We start from the raw sequence: 16,373 nt of genomic DNA on the forward strand, positions 1-16,373 counted from the left end.
CCCCGTCGACACATGAATACGCGCGGCCTTTCCCACCAGCCATTCCTTGGGCCCTTCCAAATCATTCCTTGTCGCTACCGTAATTCATGATCGACAACAACCGGATCGGCACCTGCACCAACTCTTCAGGCCCATGGGGTATTTCCCCTTCGAAGGTCAGGCTGTCCCCAGCCTCCATGCGATACAACTGATTGCCATGCCGATAAATCAGCTCACCTTCAAGCAAATGCAAAAACTCGGTACCGGGGTGGGAAAAGGTCGGAAACTCTTCGCTGGCGTCATCCATGCTCACCATGTAGGCCTCGAAACTCTTCTTTGGCCCGCGGGTGTGATTGAGCAAATGATAGGTATGGCCTTTCTCTGTTCCCCGGCGAACCACCTCCATGCCCTGGTCGGCCTTGACCAATAGCGCGCTGCCGTCCTGCTGGTCGTACTCACTGAACAATTTCGACAGCGGCAGGCCCAGCACGTCACACAGGCGGCTGAGGGTGTCGAGGCTGGTGGAGACCTGGGCGTTTTCGATCTTGCTCAACATGCCCTGGCTGATATCGGCAATCTTGGCCACATCGGACAGTTTCAGGTCCTGGGCCTGGCGCTGGCGTTTGATCTGCAAACCCAGGTATTGCTCAAGCTTGAGGCGCGGGGCGGTTTCGGTCGGCATAGTCATCGGATCCTGCACACTTTCCTTTCAGTAATATTAGTTTTGCACTGAGAAAGTGCAAATCGCGGCGTCTGGCGCGCATCCACCGGGCAATATTCCCATGGGGAAAAGATTTTTCCCATATAAACAGTACAAAAGCGCTTTTCACGGGCCACTCGCGAAGCTGGCAAGGGCCTTGCATTCCTATTGGGAAACAAACTTTCGTTTCAGGAATAAAGAGAAAGTCAGGGCCAACCCACTAGAGATTTGCCTTTCGCGAGGAGTGACGAGCAATGTTGCCAGCAGAAACCCAGCGCATCATCGACAAGCACGGGATCAAGTACGTGCTTGCGCAGTTTGTCGACATCCATGGTGCGGCCAAGACCAAATCGGTGCCGATCTGTGGGCTCAAGACGGTGGCCGAAGAGGGCGCCGGTTTTGCCGGGTTCGCGATCAGTGGCATGGGCATGGAGCCGCACGGTCCGGACTTCATGGCCCGCGGTGACCTGGCCACGCTGACGCCCGTGCCCTGGCAGCCGGGTTATGGCCGGGTGGTGTGCGTCGGTCATGTCGATGGCAAACCGCATCCCTATGACAGCCGTTATGTATTGCAGCAGCAGATCCGGCGCCTGGAGGACAAGGGCTGGACCCTCAATACCGGTCTGGAGCCGGAGTTCAACCTGATGCGTCGCGACGAGCAGGGCAAGTTACAGCTGGTCGACCTCAGCGACAACCTGGACAAGCCTTGCTACGACTACAAGGGCCTGTCGCGCTCCCGGGTGTTCCTTGAACGTTTGACCGAAGCCTTGCAGGCAGTGGATTTCGAGGTCTATCAAATCGATCACGAAGACGCCAACGGCCAGTTCGAGATCAACTACACCTACAGCGACGCCATGACCTCGGCGGATCGCTTCACCTTCTTTCGCATGGCCGCCGGCGAAATCGCCAACGACCTGGGCATGATCTGTTCGTTCATGCCCAAGCCCGACCCGAAACGCGCCGGCAACGGCATGCACTTTCACCTGTCGATCAGCAGTGCCGAGAACAAGAACCTGTTCTTTGATGCCGGCGACCCGAGCGGCATGGGCCTGTCGAAAATGGCCTATCACTTCGCCGCCGGCCTGCTTGCCCATGGCCCGGCGCTGTGTGCCTTCGCGGCACCCACGGTCAACTCCTACAAGCGTCTGGTGGTGGGCAATTCGTTGTCCGGCGCGACCTGGGCACCGGCGTTTATTGCCTTCGGGGCCAACAACCGCTCGGCGATGGTCCGGGTGCCTTATGGCCGCCTGGAGTTCCGCCTTCCGGACGCCGGTTGCAATCCCTATCTGGTCAGCGCAGCGATCATCGCCGCCGGCCTGGATGGCATCGACCGTCAGCTGGAAATCGACCACGTGTGCAACGAAAACCTCTACAGCCTGAGCCTGGAGCAGATCGCCGCGCGCGGCATCAAGACCTTGCCGCAATCGCTCAAGGAAGCCTGCGATGCGCTGGAGGCCGACCCTTTGTTCGCCGAAGTGCTGGGCCCGCAGATCGTGGGCGAGTTCATCAAGCTCAAGCGCATGGAGTGGGTGGAGTACAGCCGCCATGTGAGTGACTGGGAAGTCGCGCGCTATACAGAGTTTTTCTGAGACTGCTGGGCGGCAGCTACAAGCTGCAAGCGTCAAGCCGCAAGTAAAAGCGGATTGGCGGTGTGTCACGAATATTTCTATCTATGCGGATTGCTTGCAGCTTGAAGCTTGCAGCTCCCGAACGAAGTGAGGACTGCTCTTATGTGCGGAATTGTAGGTCTTTACCTGAAAAACCCGCAGCTGGAATCCCGGCTGGGCCAACTTTTCGAGCCAATGTTGGAGGCCATGACCGACCGCGGTCCGGACAGTGCCGGTTTCGCCATTTATGGCGACGAAGTGGCCGATGGCTGGGTCAAGCTGACCCTGCAGGCGACCACCGAAAGCTTCGATTGGCCGGCCGTGATGGGTGAACTGGAAGGTCGTCTCGGCTGTTCTCTGGACTGGTTCCAGAACGCCAGCGCCGCCGTATTGAAGATCCACGCTGAGGAGGCGCCGGTACGTCTGGCCCTCGCCGAACTGGCGCCGAGCGTACGCATCATGAGCGCCGGGCAGAGCATCGAAATCCTCAAGGGCATGGGCCTGCCCCAGGAGATCTCCCAACGCTTCGGCCTGGCCGGCATGCAGGGCAGTCACATCATCGGCCACACCCGCATGGCCACCGAAAGCGCGGTGACCATGGAAGGCAGCCACCCGTTTTCCACCGGTGCCGACCTGTGCCTGGTGCACAACGGCTCGCTGTCCAACCACTTCCGCCTGCGCCAGGAACTAAAGCGCGAAGGCATGCAGTTCGAAACCGACAACGACACCGAAGTGGCGGCCGGTTACCTGACCTGGCGCCTGCAACAGGGCGACTCGCTCAAGGACGCGCTGGACCATGCGCTGGAGGAACTCGACGGTTTCTTCACCTTCGCCATCGGTACTCGCAATGGCTTTGCAGTGATCCGCGACCCGATTGCCTGCAAGCCGGCGATCCTCGCCGAGACCGACGACTACGTTGCCATGGCCTCGGAGTATCAGGCGCTGTCGAGCCTGCCGGGCATCGAAAACGCCAGGATCTGGGAGCCGGCACCGGCCACCTTGTACATCTGGGAACGCGAGTCAGCTTAAGGAGCGCACACATGAAAACCATCGATCTTTCCATTGCCAGCGTGCGCGACCTCAATCAGGCGCTGCACGACCAGGTCAACGCAGTAGAAGACCGTGAATGGGTGGTGACCCACGCCAACGGCAAGCACAACCTCGCCGTCGGGGTGAACCAGGCCGTGTCCATCGATATCCAGGGGCATGCCGGTTACTACTGCGCGGGCATGAATCAGAAAGCGAGCATCACCGTGCACGGCAACGCGGGTGTGGGTGTCGCGGAAAACATGATGTCCGGTTACGTACGAATCAAGGGCAGTGCGTCCCAGGCCGCCGGCGCCACCGCCCATGGCGGGTTGCTGGTGATCGAAGGCGATGCCGGGGCCCGATGCGGCATTTCCATGAAAGGCATCGACATCGTGGTCGGCGGCAGCATTGGCCACATGAGCTGCTTCATGGGCCAGGCCGGGCGCCTGGTGGTGTGCGGCGATGCCGGTGATGCGCTGGGCGATTCGCTGTACGAAACGCACATTTACGTGAAGGGCAGCGTCGCGTCGCTGGGGTCGGACTGCATCGAGAAAGAGATGCGTGCCGAGCACCTGGAAGAACTGCAAGTGCTGCTCAACCGTGCCGGTTTCGAACACAAGGCAGCTGACTTCAAGCGCTATGGCTCGGCTCGTCAGTTGTACAACTTCAAAGTCGATAACGCGTCCGCGTACTGATCCACGCGAGGAGAACAGATATGTGCGACTCTACTACCCCAAAAACAGCCCCTCCAGTACTGCGCGAGTCCGCGACCTTCGACCGCCTGACCATCCAGGAAATCCAGCGCGCCGCCGAGACCGGCATCTATGACATTCGCGGCGGTGGCACCAAGCGCAAGGTCCCGCACTTCGATGATTTGCTGCTGCTGGGCGCCAGCGTGTCGCGCTACCCGCTCGAAGGCTATCGGGAAAAGTGCGGCACCGATGTGATCCTCGGCAATCGCTTCGCCAAGAAGCCGATTCACCTGAAGATTCCGGTAACCATCGCCGGCATGAGTTTCGGTGCGCTGTCGGCCAATGCCAAGGAAGCCTTGGGTCGTGGCGCGACCATCGCCGGTACCAGCACCACCACCGGTGACGGCGGCATGACCCCGGAAGAGCGCGGGCAATCGCAGCATCTGGTCTATCAGTACCTGCCATCGCGCTACGGCATGAACCCGGATGACCTGCGCAAGGCGGACGCCATCGAAATCGTCCTGGGGCAGGGCGCCAAACCCGGTGGCGGCGGCATGTTGCTGGGCATGAAAGTCACCGAGCGGGTGGCCGGTATGCGTACTTTGCCGATCGGTGTCGACCAGCGCAGTGCCTGCCGTCACCCGGACTGGACCGGCCCGGATGACTTGGCGATCAAGATCGCCGAGATCCGCGAAATCACCGATTGGGAGAAGCCGATCTACGTGAAGATCGGCGCGAGCCGGCCTTACTACGACGTCAAGCTGGCGGTGAAGGCCGGGGCCGACGTGATCGTGCTCGATGGCATGCAAGGTGGCACGGCGGCGACCCAGGAAGTGTTTATCGAACACGTGGGGATTCCGATTTTGCCGGCGATCCCGCAAGCGGTACAGGCTTTGCAAGAGATGGGCATGCATCGCAAGGTTCAACTGATAGTTTCGGGGGGGATTCGCAACGGTGCCGACGTGGCCAAGGCCATGGCGCTGGGCGCGGACGCGGTGGCCATTGGCACGGCGGCCCTGATTGCGCTGGGCGACAACCACCCGCGTCTGGATGAAGAACTGCACAAGATTGGTTCGGCCGCAGGCTTTTATGACGATTGGCAGAACGGCCGTGACCCGGCCGGGATCACCACCCAGGACCCGGAGCTGTCCAGGCGCCTGGACCCGGTGGAAGGCGGTCGCCGTCTGGCCAACTACCTGCGGGTGTTGGTGCTGGAGGCACAGACCATGGCGCGGGCTTGCGGTAAGTCGCATCTGCACAACCTGGATCCGGAGGATCTGGTGGCGTTGACGGTGGAATCGGCGGCCATGGCGCGGGTACCGCTGGCGGGGACCAGCTGGATTCCAGGTTCCGGCTACTGACACCTTGGATCGTTCCCACGCTCCGCGTGGGAACGCCTCCTGGGACGCTCCGCGTCCCGTGACGCAGAGCGTCACTGGCTGCATTCCCACGCAGGAGCGTGGGAACGATCATAAGAGACCAGAACGGTCCGTTGTTTTACCACTTGCTCGCTGCCGACACTTCCGATTTCCATTGCAGGAGCTTTGAACATGGTCAATCGTCTTCTCGGCAAATCCCTTTTTGGCTTACTGGCGACCGGTGCGCTTGTGCCCTTGGCGCAGGCAGCCGATGCACCAACATTGAACACCGGCAGTACCGCCTGGATGGTGATGGCGGCGGTGCTGGTGTTATTCATGTGCCTGCCGGGCCTTGCATTGTTTTATGGCGGCCTGGTGCGAGCGAAAAACATGTTGTCGTTGTTCACCCAGTGTTTCGGCATCGCAGGGCTAGTGGGCGTCTTGTGGGTGATCTATGGCTACAGCATGGTGGTCGACACCACGGGCATGGTCGAGGGCGAGGTGACCTTCAACAGTTTTGTCGGCGGCATGAGCCGGGCCTTTCTGGCCGGAATGACCCCGCAAAGCCTGGTCGGCGAGATTCCGGAAGGGGTGTTCGTGACCTTCCAGATGACCTTCGCCATCATCACCCCGGCGCTGATCGCAGGTGCCTTCGCCGAACGCATGAAATTCTCCGCCGCGCTGCTGTTCATGGCGCTGTGGTTCACCCTGGTGTACGCCCCGGTGGCGCACATGGTCTGGGGTGGTGCGGGGGCCTTGATGCATAACTGGGGTGTCCTCGATTTTGCCGGTGGCACCGCCGTGCACATCAATGCCGGCGTCGCCGCGCTGGCCGCCTGCCTGATCCTCGGCAAGCGCAAAGGCTATGTAAATACGCCGATGCCGGCGCACAACCTGAGCCTGACCATGGCCGGTGCAGCGATGCTCTGGGTCGGTTGGTTCGGTTTCAACATCGGTTCCGGTGGCGGCCTCAGCGGCACGTCCGGCATCGTCATGCTCAACACCCAACTGGGCGCGTGCGCCGGGATTCTTGGCTGGATGTTCACCGAGTGGTTCAAGGTCGGCAAACCGAGTGCGCTGGGCCTGGCCAGCGGTGCCCTGGCCGGTCTGGTGGGGATTACGCCAGCGTGCGCCTATGTGGGCGTCGGTGGTGCGCTGGCCATCGGTTTGTTGTGCGGGGTGTTCTGCTACTTGAGCGTCACCGTGCTCAAACGCCGCTTCGGTTATGACGACAGCCTTGATGTGTTCGGGCTTCACGGCATCGGCGGGATGATCGGCGCGGTATTGACCGGGGTGTTTTGCGTACCGTCCCTGGGCGGGCTGGTGGAAGGGGTGACCATGGGCGGTCAGGTGTTGGCGCAAGTCAAAGGTGTGGTGCTGACGACGGTGTACTGCTTCGTCATCAGCTGGATCATTCTCAAAGTGGTGAATGTCGTGGTCGGCCTGCGTGCCGATGAGTCGGTGGAGGAGATGGGCCTGGACATGGGCGAGCACAACGAGCGTGCCTACAACCATTAAGATGCCTGAAACAGTGCAACGCCGGCCCTGGGCCGGCGTTGTTGTTTCTCGGTTATCGGGACGCTTGATTCAGCGTCGGCGCTCGCTTGCCGAGTTTCATCAGCCAGTAGTAACTCAAGGCCGTCATGAGCCGAAGCACAATGCACAGCGCATACCGCGCAATGAAGCGGTATGAAGTGCGTGACTTTCTATTCGGGCGGGCTCAGTAACCGGGTGCCAGAAGCCGTTCTGCTTGGCGGAAACGCTGGCGCGCAGGCGCTTGAAATGGATATGCGAAGCGGTCCATTCGCCGCGCAGGTAAACCTGCTCGGCGCCGGAGGGAAGGGCGAGTGATTGGAGACGACCATTGAACATGGGAATCGACCCTTGTAGGAGGTGGGTTCAGCGAAACGCCGGCACCACGTGCTTGATAAACAGCTCCAGGGACTTTTTCTTCTCGGCGTGCGGCAGGCTGTTGTCGCACCAGAAGCTGAACTCATCGACACCCAGTTCCTGATAGTACTTGATGCGCGGGATGATTTCTTCCGGGGTGCCGATCATGGCGGTCTTGTGCAGGCTCTCCAGTTCGAACTCTGGACGGCCGGCGAATTTCTCTTCCGGACTCGGTGCCAGGAAGCCGTTGACCGGGGTTTCCTTGTTGCCGAACCAGGCATCGAAAGTGCGGTAGAACCTGGCGATCGCCTTGGCCCCGACTTTCCAGCCTTCGGGATTGTCCGACGAGTGCACATGGGTATGACGCAGCACCATCAATTGCGGGCGCGGCACGTCCGGGTTGTTGTCCAGGGCGGTCTGGAATTTGTTCTTCAGGTCGAGGACTTCCTCGTCGCCCTTCATCAGCGGCGTGACCATCACGTTGCACCCGTTAGCTACGGCGAAGTTGTGCGAGTCCGGGTCACGGGCGGCGATCCACATCGGCGGGTTCGGTTTCTGGATCGGCTTGGGCACGCTGGTGGACGTCGGGAATTTCCAGATGTCGCCGTCATGGGCGTAGTCGCCTTGCCACAGGGCACGCACCACCGGAACCATTTCGCGCAATGCCTGACCGCCAGAGGAGGCTGGCATGCCGCCGGCCATGCGGTCGAATTCAACCTGGTAAGCGCCACGGGCCAGACCCACTTCCATGCGACCGTTGCTGATGACATCGAGCAGGGCGCATTCGCCGGCGACCCGGATGGGGTGCCAGAACGGCGCGATGATGGTGCCGGCGCCGAGATGAATGGTGGTGGTCTTGCCGGCCAGGTAGGCCAGCAGCGGCATCGGGCTTGGCGAAATGGTGTATTCCATGGCGTGGTGTTCACCGATCCATACGGTGCTGAAACCACCGGCTTCGGCCATCAGCGTCAGTTCGGTCAAGTCTTCGAACAACTGGCGGTGGCTGACGCTTTCGTCCCAACGTTCCATGTGTACGAACAGGGAAAATTTCATGACGCTACCTCGAATCTCTTGTGGTCGACCCGTCGACTGCGGGTCTGTTGATTATTGGTATACCATAATACGACATTGATGCAAGATTTATCAGATCAAAAGATCGCAGTCTGCGGCAGCTCCTACACAGGAATGCGAACACCTGTAGATACTCTGTTCACGGTCAAGCTTTCGCGAGATGTTTTTTGCTAAAAAGCTTGGCCGTATTAAATTCTTCTCCAGAGCGCATGCATGCCCATAACCCGGTTAGGTATTTGCGCATGACCGCGCCGATGGCCTGCATTTTCTTCTTGCCGCGCGCTACCAGTGCCTCGTAGAAGGCCTTCACATTCTCATCACAACGGATTGCCGTCATCGCCGGCATGAACATCGCTGCACGCAAGTAAGCATTACCGCACTTGGACATTCGTCCTGGCCGGTTCACGCTGGTGCCTGACTGGGTCAGTCTGACATCCAGGCCTGCATAGCGGCTTACCTGTGCCGATTTAAGCGTCACTGGAAGGGTCGTCAGCTCAGCCAGTGCGGCGATGGCCGAGGCCTCTCCAACGCCGGGCGCCGCCATCATGCAGCGAAATTGCAGGCTCAGATCAGGGCATTTGGCGATGGCGTCGCGCGCAGCCTGTTTTAATCGATCGATTCGAGCGTCCAACGCGCTTATCGCGTCTTTCTCATCCTCGATCAGCAGTGCGATGCTCGTTTCTGTCGCTTGTAGCGCATGCAGCTCGTTCTTGGCTCGCGTCCGATGGCCAATCAGTCGGTTGATGTGGCGACCAATCGCACGCAGCATCATCTGTTCCGCAGTGGGCGGGACCCACAGCCTAGGCCCCATACGCTCGCCGTATTCGGCCAGCAGTTGGGCATCGATCTGGTCAGTCTTGCTGTTTTGCAACATCAGCTTGGCAAAGTTGTGGAAGCTTTTGGGGTTGATCACCGAGACCGGCAAGCCGGCGGCGTGCAATTCCATCGCAAGATCCAGGTAGTAAATACCGGTAGCCTCCATGACAACGCTCAGCGGCTTGAGACGTAGCAGCTTTTCCACAGCGGCCTTGCGACCTTTGGGCGTGTGCAGAATGTCTCCATTGCCTGCTGCTTTGCCGTTCTGCCGCCATCCCATGGCTGAACTGCGAGCACTGATATCTATGCCGACATGCGCATTCATTGCTTTTCACTTCCTTGGCTTTAGGTAAGATTGCACCTGGTTCCCCCGACCTCGAACTTCATGCCACTGCAACCTTGTAATGCGAAGTCCGACTTGTCGGCTTCTCGATACTCTTCGTGGTGGGCAATGAGGCGGGGGGGCCTCTCTACAGACAAGGTCAGGAGCAAATCCTGCCTTCAGGAGCGATCGGCCTCCCCCAGAAACGTACTTGCTGTTGAATGAATCCTTGAGCGTAACCTCTCTCATGGAATCAAGGTCAACATACAAGGAGCTGCCGCAGGCTGCGATCTTTTGCTGTGTCAGGCCAGAACGGGCAGGGCGCCCATCTTGCCGTGGCAATACACCAGTGGCCCGGCATTCTGCTGGGGCACGATCAGGTTCTTCACCGCGCCGACCATGATCGCGTGGTCGCCCCCTTCATACTCGCGCCACAGTTCGCATTCGATGACCGCCGTGGCGTTGGCCAGGATCGGGTTGCCCAACTCGCTCAACGTCCACTCGATGCCTTGCGCCTTGTCCTTGCCCTTGCGCGCGAAGGCATAGGCTTCGCTCTGCTGGCCGCCGGACAGCACATGAATGGCAAAGCGCTTGTTCCTGATCAGGACCGGGTAGGAATCTGAGCTGTAGTTAGGGCAGAACAGCACCAGGGCCGGGTCCATCGACAGCGAGCTGAAGGCGCTGGCGGTCAGGCCGACGATCTGCCCGTCGTCATCGAGCGTGGTGATCACGCAGACGCCGGACGGGAACGAGCCCATGACTTGTTTGTAGATGGCGGCATCGATCATTGGACTGTCCTCGGGAGTGGAACGTGGTTTTTATGAGTTTGTAGGTCTGATGGTATACCGTAATACATCGTTTGCAAGAGCTTTTTTGGTCGTCCGATAAACGTATGCCTTTGGTCTTGAAGTCAGTGTTTGCGGGGCTTTCAGCCAGGCATTCGGTGCAGATTTGCGGCAGGATGCCGGATCAGATGGGCTCTCAAAGACCGAATCAGTCTTGTGGAAATGTTGGAATACCATAATATGGTGCGCATCTGAGGGGCGGCCAGAGAGTCCCCCCGGTTTGGCTTCATACAATGATAAGAACAGACAAACTCGAGTTCATGCATATGTCCCAGACGTCCCGGCAAGACCCGTTGATCGAGAATCACACGGTCGATTACGTTCCACTCGCAGAGCGCCACGGGAAGGCCCGCGATCTTTTCACCCTATGGTTCAGTACCAACATTGCGCCGCTGCCCATCGTGACCGGTGCCATGGTGGTCCAGGTGTTCCATCTCGACCTGTTCTGGGGGCTGCTGGCAATTGCCCTCGGGCACATGGTCGGCGGGCTGGTGATTGCCCTGGCGTCGGCCCAGGGACCCCGCATGGGCATTCCACAAATGGTCCAGAGCCGCGGCCAGTTCGGCCGCTATGGCGCGTTGCTGATCGTGTTCTTTGCCGCACTGATCTACGTCGGCTTCTTCATCTCCAACATCGTGCTGGCGGGCAAGTCGATTGTCGGAATCGCACCCTCGGTGCCGGTGCCGGCGAGCATCCTGATCGGTGCCCTGAGCGCCACGGCGATTGGCGTCATCGGTTACCGCTTCATTCATTCCCTCAACCGCATCGGCACCTGGGTCATGGGCAGCGCCTTGCTCGCCGGGTTCCTCTACATCTTCGCCCATGACCTGCCGGCGGACTTTTTCACCCGCGGTGGTTTCAACCTGTCCGGCTGGTTGGCCACCGTGTCCCTGGGGATCATCTGGCAGATAAGCTTTTCGCCTTACGTGTCGGACTATTCGCGCTACCTGCCGGCCGAAATCGGTATTGCCAAACCGTTCTGGGCCACCTACCTGGGGGCAACCCTGGGCACAATTTTGTCCTTCACCTTCGGCGCGGTGGCTGTACTGGCGACCCCGGAAGGCACTGAAGCGATGTCCGCGGTGAAGCAATCCACCGGATGGCTGGGGCCGATCCTGATGGTGCTGTTCCTGCTCAACATCATCAGCCACAACGCCTTGAATCTGTATGGCGCGGTGCTGTCGATCATCACCTCGATCCAGACCTTCGCCAGTCAATGGACGCCGAGCATCAAGGTGCGCGTGGTGCTGTCGAGTTTAGTGCTGGCGGGCTGCTGTGTGGTGGCGCTGGGCGCTTCGGCGGACTTCATCTCGCAGTTCATCGGGCTGATCCTGGCATTGCTGTTGGTGCTGGTGCCATGGGCCTCGATCAACCTGATCGACTTCTATGTGATCAAGCGTGGGTGTTATGACATTGCCTCGATCTTCCGTGCGGATGGCGGGATTTATGGGCGCTTCAATTTGCATGCGATCGTGGCGTATTTCATCGGGATCATCGTGCAGCTGCCGTTTGCCAATACGTCGTTGTATGTGGGGCCTTATGCCAATCTGGTCGAGGGTGCGGATTTGTCGTGGTTGGTGGGGTTGGTGGTGACTTGTCCGCTTTACTATTGCCTGGCTACGCGTGGACGGAGTCAGCAGAGCAGGGCTGCGGGGTTGAGTTATACCGACTGACTTTTGATCGCTGGTGTTTGTCTGGAATGCCCGGCTTTTGCCGGGCATTTTTGTTCTGGTTATTGTCTTTCAAGTGTACATATCCATTCCTGCGGTAACGGCCACTTATGGTTCCGCTTTTACATCTATGGTTACCCCCTTTTCTGCAATACTGTTTTTGATGAGTGGTTGGCTTGCTTTCATCTATCCGGCGTCTGAGTGGGGGTGTAGCCCCGCGCCTCGATGAGAATCGATGCCCGACGATCCTTATTAGCGAGACGGCCTTTCAGCCGTGTAAAAGCCCAGGGTTGTCGTCAGGCCGGTTGGCCGTTCACGTCATCAGTTATCCAGCATCGCAAAACCAGGTGGGTGATGCTCGGGTGACAGCAGGGTCAGGCGTTCATCGCGCTTGGCCCTGCATCGAATTCAGTGTGGTGTGCCGCAATCGCCCAGGCGATCCTCGCCAGCTTGTTGGCCAGCGCGCAAACCACATGGTTGGAGTGATGGTGGGCCAATAGCTGCCGGACCCAGTCCGCCAGCCAGCCTTTCTGGCGGTCCAGATACCTCACGTAAACGCGGGCACACTGGACAAGCAGGCGTCGCTGGTTGCGATCGCCGCGCTTGCTGATGCCCAGCAGTACGGTTTTGCCGCCCGTGGAATGCTGCTTGGGCACCAGCCCGATCGAGGCTGAATAGTCTCGGCCGCATTTGAACTGTTTGCCATCGCCCAATTCGGCAGCCAGGACGGTGGAGGTGATCGGACCGACACACGGCATGGTCATCAAACGAGTCGCCAGATCATCTTCAGCGGCCTGGCACTCCACATCCTTGTCCAGCGATTTGATCTCCTCGTCCAAATGCTTGAAGTGTTGATACAGCCTCGTCAGAGTGTTTTTGAAGGGCTGAGCCATTGAGCTCGCTTCAAGCAGCGCCGAAAGAGATCGAATCGATTTGAGGCTCGGGGCCAGGCTGACGCCGACCTCCAGAAGAGCGGCGTGAATACGATTGACGGCCGCAGTGCGGTCCTTGATGAACGCATCACGTGTCGAGTTGAGCATGGCCAGCGCTTGCTGGGCTTGGTTTTTGACCGGCACAAAGCGCATCGTTGGGCGAGTAGCGGCCTCGCAAATCGCTTCGGCATCAGCGAAGTCGTTTTTGTTGCTTTTCACGTAAGGGCGCACGAGATGAGGGGCAATGAGCTTGGGTATATGCCCAAGCTTGGCCACCTCCTGTGCCATGAAATGGGCGCCACCACAGGCTTCCATCACGACGGTGCAGGGTTGGAGATTCATCAGGTACTGCATGAGTGCCGACCGGGTGAATTTTTTGCGGCAAACTTCATGACCACGATCATCCTGCGCATGCAGGTGAAAAGTGTGTTTTCCCAAATCGATGGCGGCGATAGATATTTCGTTCATGGCAACAGTCTCCGGTGAGCCCCCTGCGAAAGCTTAGTGGGCGATCGCAGGGGGCGGCGGGGGTAGCCATTTCATTAGCGGGTCACTTTGAAAAGCGCAAAGTAACCAAACGCTCTTGCCCCACCACTCGGTGCCTCGCTGTGGCTCGGCATGCCGTAACGAAGGCATTGCTCCGTGGGTCGCCGCGATGGGCCATCCCTGGCCCAGCGCGGCTAAACCGGCGTCCTGCCGGTTTACCCACTGCGCAATGCCTGCGTTCGGCCATCGTGGTTTAACGGGGCGCCTCGATCAAAAGCAAAGCAAGGCGGCCTGACAGCCGACCTGACTTTTGTAGATTCCCGTGATCCCCTGTGGGAGCGAGCCTGCTCGCGATGGACGTCAACGATAACGCGCCCTGTCTGGATGATCGCGTTGTCTGGGCGTTTTTCGCGAGCAGGCTCGCTCCCACAATAGGATCGCGGATCGGCCAGTAATCAGGTCGGCTGTCAGGCCGCCTCGCCTTGCTTTGGCTTTTGATTTTCTTGCCATATCGAGAGGCTTCGTTCCGGTTCTGCGCAGTGGGTAAACCGCCATGGATGCCGGTTTAGCCGCGCTGGGCCAAGGATGGCCCATCGCGGCGGACTCTGTAGGAGCGAGCATGCTCGCGAAAAACCTGAGAGCACCGCGGGGTGTCAGGCTCCCCGCGTCATCGTTGACCTCCATCGCGAGCATGCTCGCTCCTACAGGCTCTTCCAAGTGACTCGCTGTAAAAGCGAAACCATAAGTGGCCGTTACCGCAGGAATGGATATGTACGCCGAAAAAAGAATCGGCTGTCAGGACGCCTTCGCCGGCAAGTCGGATCGCCGCACCGCTGGCTCCTACGGGATTTCACACGCCGTCATGGGTGGCCGTTACCGAAGAAACGGATATGCCCCCAATCAAAAAGCAAAAAAAAGGCCCCCGCAACCCGACGTTGCGGCGACCCGAGGGTGATACAAAACTAGCGGTCCACTGGCACGGATCTCAAAAAATCAATGCGCCCCAGCAGCCTTGTTCAAATCGCTCTCAGCCCATTCGGTATAAACGCAGGCATCCGCCGTAGCCCAGCGCACCCGCACCGGATCCCCCGCCTTCATAGGCATGCCAGCCGCAGAAAGCGCCTTGACGGTCATTGATGTCCCGCCCGAAGTCACCACGCTGCAAGTCTGGCTTTCACCCAGGAACAACACTTCCACAACCTTGGCCGTCACTTCATTCCAGCCCGCGGCCAACGGTTCCTGAGCAGCTTGCTCGATACTCAAGGACAACGCCTTTTCCGGACGCACCATCAACAGTACATCCTGATTGGTTTGCAGGCCGGCCGTCAGGCGGATCGACAGCGACTGCCCTTCAAACAAAGCCACCGCGTTGCCCTGGGCCTTGAGTTTGAGGAAGTTCGAGTTGCCGAGGAACGAGGCGACGAAGGCATTCGGCGGATTCTGGTACAGGTCATAGCCGCTGCCCAGGCCGACGATCTTGCCGTGGCTGAAGATCGCAATGCGCTGGGACAGGCGCATGGCTTCTTCCTGGTCGTGGGTCACGTAGACGATGGTGATGCCCAGGCGCCGATGCAGTTGGCGCAGTTCGTCCTGCAGATCTTCACGCAGTTTTTTATCCAGTGCGCCCAGCGGTTCATCCATCAACAGGATGCGTGGCTCGTAGACCAGCGCCCGGGCGATGGCGACACGTTGCTGCTGGCCGCCGGAGAGTTGCGAAGGGCGGCGATGGGCGAATTGTTCAAGCTGCACCAGCTTGAGCATCGCATCGACCCGGCGTTCACGCTCGGCCGTGGCCAGTTTGCGGATCGCCAGCGGGAAGGCGATGTTATCGCGCACTGACAGGTGCGGGAACAGCGAGTAGCGCTGGAACACCATGCCGATGTCGCGTTTGTGCGGCGGCACGTTCACCAGCGACTGGCCGTTGACCAGGATTTCGCCGCTGCTGGGTGTTTCGAAACCGGCGAGCATCGACAGCGTGGTGCTTTTGCCCGAGCCGCTGGAGCCGAGGAAGGTCAGGAATTCACCGTCCTTGATGTCCAGCGAGATGTCGTCCACGGCGGCAAAGTCGCCGTAGTATTTGTTCAGGTTGCGCAGGCTCACCAGGGGCTTGTCATTTTGCTGCGCGGAATCTTTGATCACTGCACTCATGTCGTACTCCTGCGCTTAGGCGCTGACTTCATTGCGCCGGCGCAGTGCGGCGGCGATCACCATGACCAATACCGAGAGGCCGATCAGCAGCGTCGAAGCGACGGCGATCACGGGCGTCAGGTCTTGGCGCAGGGTGGTCCACATTTTCACGGGAAGGGTTTGCAGGGTCGGGCTGGCCATCATCACGCTCAGCACCACTTCATCCCACGACACAAGGAAGGCGAAGAGGGCGCCGGCCACCATGCCCGGACGGATCGCAGGGAAGGTCACCTTGAACACCGCTTGCAGACGCGAGGCGCCGCAGATTACCGCGGCATCTTCGATCGACTGGTCGAACAGTTTCAGCGAGTTGATGATCGAGATGATGGTGAACGGCAAGGCAACGATGACGTGGCTGACCACGAACGCGAACATGGTCCCGGTGTAGCCCAGTTTCAGGAACAGCGCGTACACCGCCACGGCGATGATCACCAACGGCACGATCATCGGCAGGGTGAACAGACCGTAGAGCATTTCCCGGCCAGGGAAACGCCCTCGCACCAGGGCGAACGCCGTCGGCAGGCCCAGGGCCACGGCAAAGAACGTGGTCAGTACCGCAACCTTGAGGCTGGCCATGGCCGCGTTCATCCAGTCGGCATTGGAGAAGAACTGGCCGTACCATTTCAGCGTCCAGCCCGGTGGCGGGAACACCAGCCACTGGGACGAGCCGAACGACAGCAAGACGATGAACACGATCGGCAACAACAGGAACAAACCGATCAGGCCGGTGGTGGCATACAGGCCGAAGCGCATCCGGCGGCTCATGGCATTGGGGGTCAGGAGCATGAC

The 16,373-nt window shown here is 59.5% G+C and carries 14 protein-coding genes; 6 read left to right on the top strand and 8 right to left on the bottom strand.

The genetic code is table 11. The features are described from left to right. Nucleotides 1–61 precede the first annotated feature (61 nt). Nucleotides 62–667: a helix-turn-helix domain-containing protein gene (locus tag ACA058_RS11860; RefSeq protein ID WP_497639243.1), complete on the bottom strand. Its 606-nt coding sequence runs from the start codon at nt 665–667 to the stop codon at nt 62–64. 266 nt (nt 668–933) lie between these two features. Between ACA058_RS11860 and glnT the strand changes: the two genes are divergently transcribed. The 5 genes from glnT (at nt 934) to ACA058_RS11885 (ending at nt 6,883) form a co-directional block, all read left to right on the top strand. Next, nucleotides 934–2,268 (top strand): type III glutamate--ammonia ligase, encoded by a 1,335-nt coding sequence (gene glnT, locus ACA058_RS11865; RefSeq protein ID WP_497639244.1) that lies wholly within the window; start codon nt 934–936, stop codon nt 2,266–2,268. A 141-nt stretch (nt 2,269–2,409) separates the two neighbouring features. Beyond that, nucleotides 2,410–3,315: a class II glutamine amidotransferase gene (locus ACA058_RS11870; protein WP_497639245.1), complete on the top strand. Its 906-nt coding sequence runs from the start codon at nt 2,410–2,412 to the stop codon at nt 3,313–3,315. A gap of 11 nt (nt 3,316–3,326) precedes the next feature. Then, nucleotides 3,327–4,010, top strand: coding sequence for a protein glxC (locus ACA058_RS11875; RefSeq protein WP_497639246.1), 684 nt, complete (start codon nt 3,327–3,329; stop codon nt 4,008–4,010). Nucleotides 4,011–4,030: 20 nt separating this feature from the next. Further along, entirely contained in the window at nt 4,031–5,368 is a 1,338-nt protein-coding gene (locus ACA058_RS11880; RefSeq protein ID WP_497639247.1) for an FMN-binding glutamate synthase family protein, read from the top strand. Between the two features lie 189 nt (nt 5,369–5,557). Next, entirely contained in the window at nt 5,558–6,883 is a 1,326-nt protein-coding gene (locus ACA058_RS11885; protein WP_497639248.1) for an ammonium transporter, read from the top strand. Between the two features lie 123 nt (nt 6,884–7,006). Here ACA058_RS11885 and ACA058_RS11890 read toward each other — a convergent pair whose 3' ends face one another. From ACA058_RS11890 to ACA058_RS11905, 4 genes are all read right to left on the bottom strand, one after another. Next, on the bottom strand, nt 7,007–7,237 hold the full coding sequence (locus ACA058_RS11890) for a hypothetical protein (RefSeq protein ID WP_497640040.1): 231 nt from the start codon (nt 7,235–7,237) through the stop codon (nt 7,007–7,009). A 27-nt stretch (nt 7,238–7,264) separates the two neighbouring features. Further along, nucleotides 7,265–8,308 (bottom strand): LLM class flavin-dependent oxidoreductase, encoded by a 1,044-nt coding sequence (locus ACA058_RS11895; protein ID WP_497639249.1) that lies wholly within the window; start codon nt 8,306–8,308, stop codon nt 7,265–7,267. Nucleotides 8,309–8,471: 163 nt separating this feature from the next. Next, nucleotides 8,472–9,467 carry an IS110 family RNA-guided transposase gene (locus tag ACA058_RS11900; protein ID WP_497634894.1) on the bottom strand — a complete coding sequence of 332 codons (996 nt, stop codon included), beginning with the start codon at nt 9,465–9,467 and terminating at the stop codon, nt 8,472–8,474. A gap of 299 nt (nt 9,468–9,766) precedes the next feature. After that, nucleotides 9,767–10,252: a flavin reductase family protein gene (locus ACA058_RS11905; protein WP_497639250.1), complete on the bottom strand. Its 486-nt coding sequence runs from the start codon at nt 10,250–10,252 to the stop codon at nt 9,767–9,769. Between the two features lie 323 nt (nt 10,253–10,575). Between ACA058_RS11905 and ACA058_RS11910 the strand changes: the two genes are divergently transcribed. Further along, on the top strand, nt 10,576–11,982 hold the full coding sequence (locus tag ACA058_RS11910) for a purine-cytosine permease family protein (protein WP_497639251.1): 1,407 nt from the start codon (nt 10,576–10,578) through the stop codon (nt 11,980–11,982). Nucleotides 11,983–12,353: 371 nt separating this feature from the next. Here ACA058_RS11910 and ACA058_RS11915 read toward each other — a convergent pair whose 3' ends face one another. The 3 genes from ACA058_RS11915 to ACA058_RS11925 form a co-directional block, all read right to left on the bottom strand. Next, nucleotides 12,354–13,379, bottom strand: a complete 1,026-nt coding sequence (locus ACA058_RS11915; RefSeq protein ID WP_497634895.1) for an IS110 family RNA-guided transposase — start codon at nt 13,377–13,379, stop codon at nt 12,354–12,356. A gap of 1,011 nt (nt 13,380–14,390) precedes the next feature. Further along, the gene (locus ACA058_RS11920; protein WP_497639252.1) at nt 14,391–15,545 is read right to left on the bottom strand and encodes an ABC transporter ATP-binding protein; all 1,155 of its coding nucleotides are present in this window, start codon (nt 15,543–15,545) and stop codon (nt 14,391–14,393) included. Between the two features lie 15 nt (nt 15,546–15,560). Then, nucleotides 15,561–16,370, bottom strand: coding sequence for an ABC transporter permease (locus tag ACA058_RS11925; protein ID WP_497639253.1), 810 nt, complete (start codon nt 16,368–16,370; stop codon nt 15,561–15,563). Nucleotides 16,371–16,373: the final 3 nt, after the last annotated feature.

The sequence above is a fragment of the Pseudomonas sp. LBUM1649 genome (genome assembly GCF_059716155.1).

Bases quoted from the DNA above. Each gene is read 5' to 3' on its own strand.
- ACA058_RS11860 (WP_497639243.1), bottom strand. From the start codon at position 667: ATGACTATGCCGACCGAAACCGCCCCGCGCCTCAAGCTTGAGCAATAC.
- glnT (WP_497639244.1), top strand. From the start codon at position 934: ATGTTGCCAGCAGAAACCCAGCGCATCATCGACAAGCACGGGATCAAG.
- ACA058_RS11870 (WP_497639245.1), top strand. From the start codon at position 2,410: ATGTGCGGAATTGTAGGTCTTTACCTGAAAAACCCGCAGCTGGAATCC.
- ACA058_RS11875 (WP_497639246.1), top strand. From the start codon at position 3,327: ATGAAAACCATCGATCTTTCCATTGCCAGCGTGCGCGACCTCAATCAG.
- ACA058_RS11880 (WP_497639247.1), top strand. From the start codon at position 4,031: ATGTGCGACTCTACTACCCCAAAAACAGCCCCTCCAGTACTGCGCGAG.
- ACA058_RS11885 (WP_497639248.1), top strand. From the start codon at position 5,558: ATGGTCAATCGTCTTCTCGGCAAATCCCTTTTTGGCTTACTGGCGACC.
- ACA058_RS11890 (WP_497640040.1), bottom strand. From the start codon at position 7,237: ATGTTCAATGGTCGTCTCCAATCACTCGCCCTTCCCTCCGGCGCCGAG.
- ACA058_RS11895 (WP_497639249.1), bottom strand. From the start codon at position 8,308: ATGAAATTTTCCCTGTTCGTACACATGGAACGTTGGGACGAAAGCGTC.
- ACA058_RS11900 (WP_497634894.1), bottom strand. From the start codon at position 9,467: ATGAATGCGCATGTCGGCATAGATATCAGTGCTCGCAGTTCAGCCATG.
- ACA058_RS11905 (WP_497639250.1), bottom strand. From the start codon at position 10,252: ATGATCGATGCCGCCATCTACAAACAAGTCATGGGCTCGTTCCCGTCC.
- ACA058_RS11910 (WP_497639251.1), top strand. From the start codon at position 10,576: ATGTCCCAGACGTCCCGGCAAGACCCGTTGATCGAGAATCACACGGTC.
- ACA058_RS11915 (WP_497634895.1), bottom strand. From the start codon at position 13,379: ATGAACGAAATATCTATCGCCGCCATCGATTTGGGAAAACACACTTTT.
- ACA058_RS11920 (WP_497639252.1), bottom strand. From the start codon at position 15,545: ATGAGTGCAGTGATCAAAGATTCCGCGCAGCAAAATGACAAGCCCCTG.
- ACA058_RS11925 (WP_497639253.1), bottom strand. From the start codon at position 16,370: ATGCTCCTGACCCCCAATGCCATGAGCCGCCGGATGCGCTTCGGCCTG.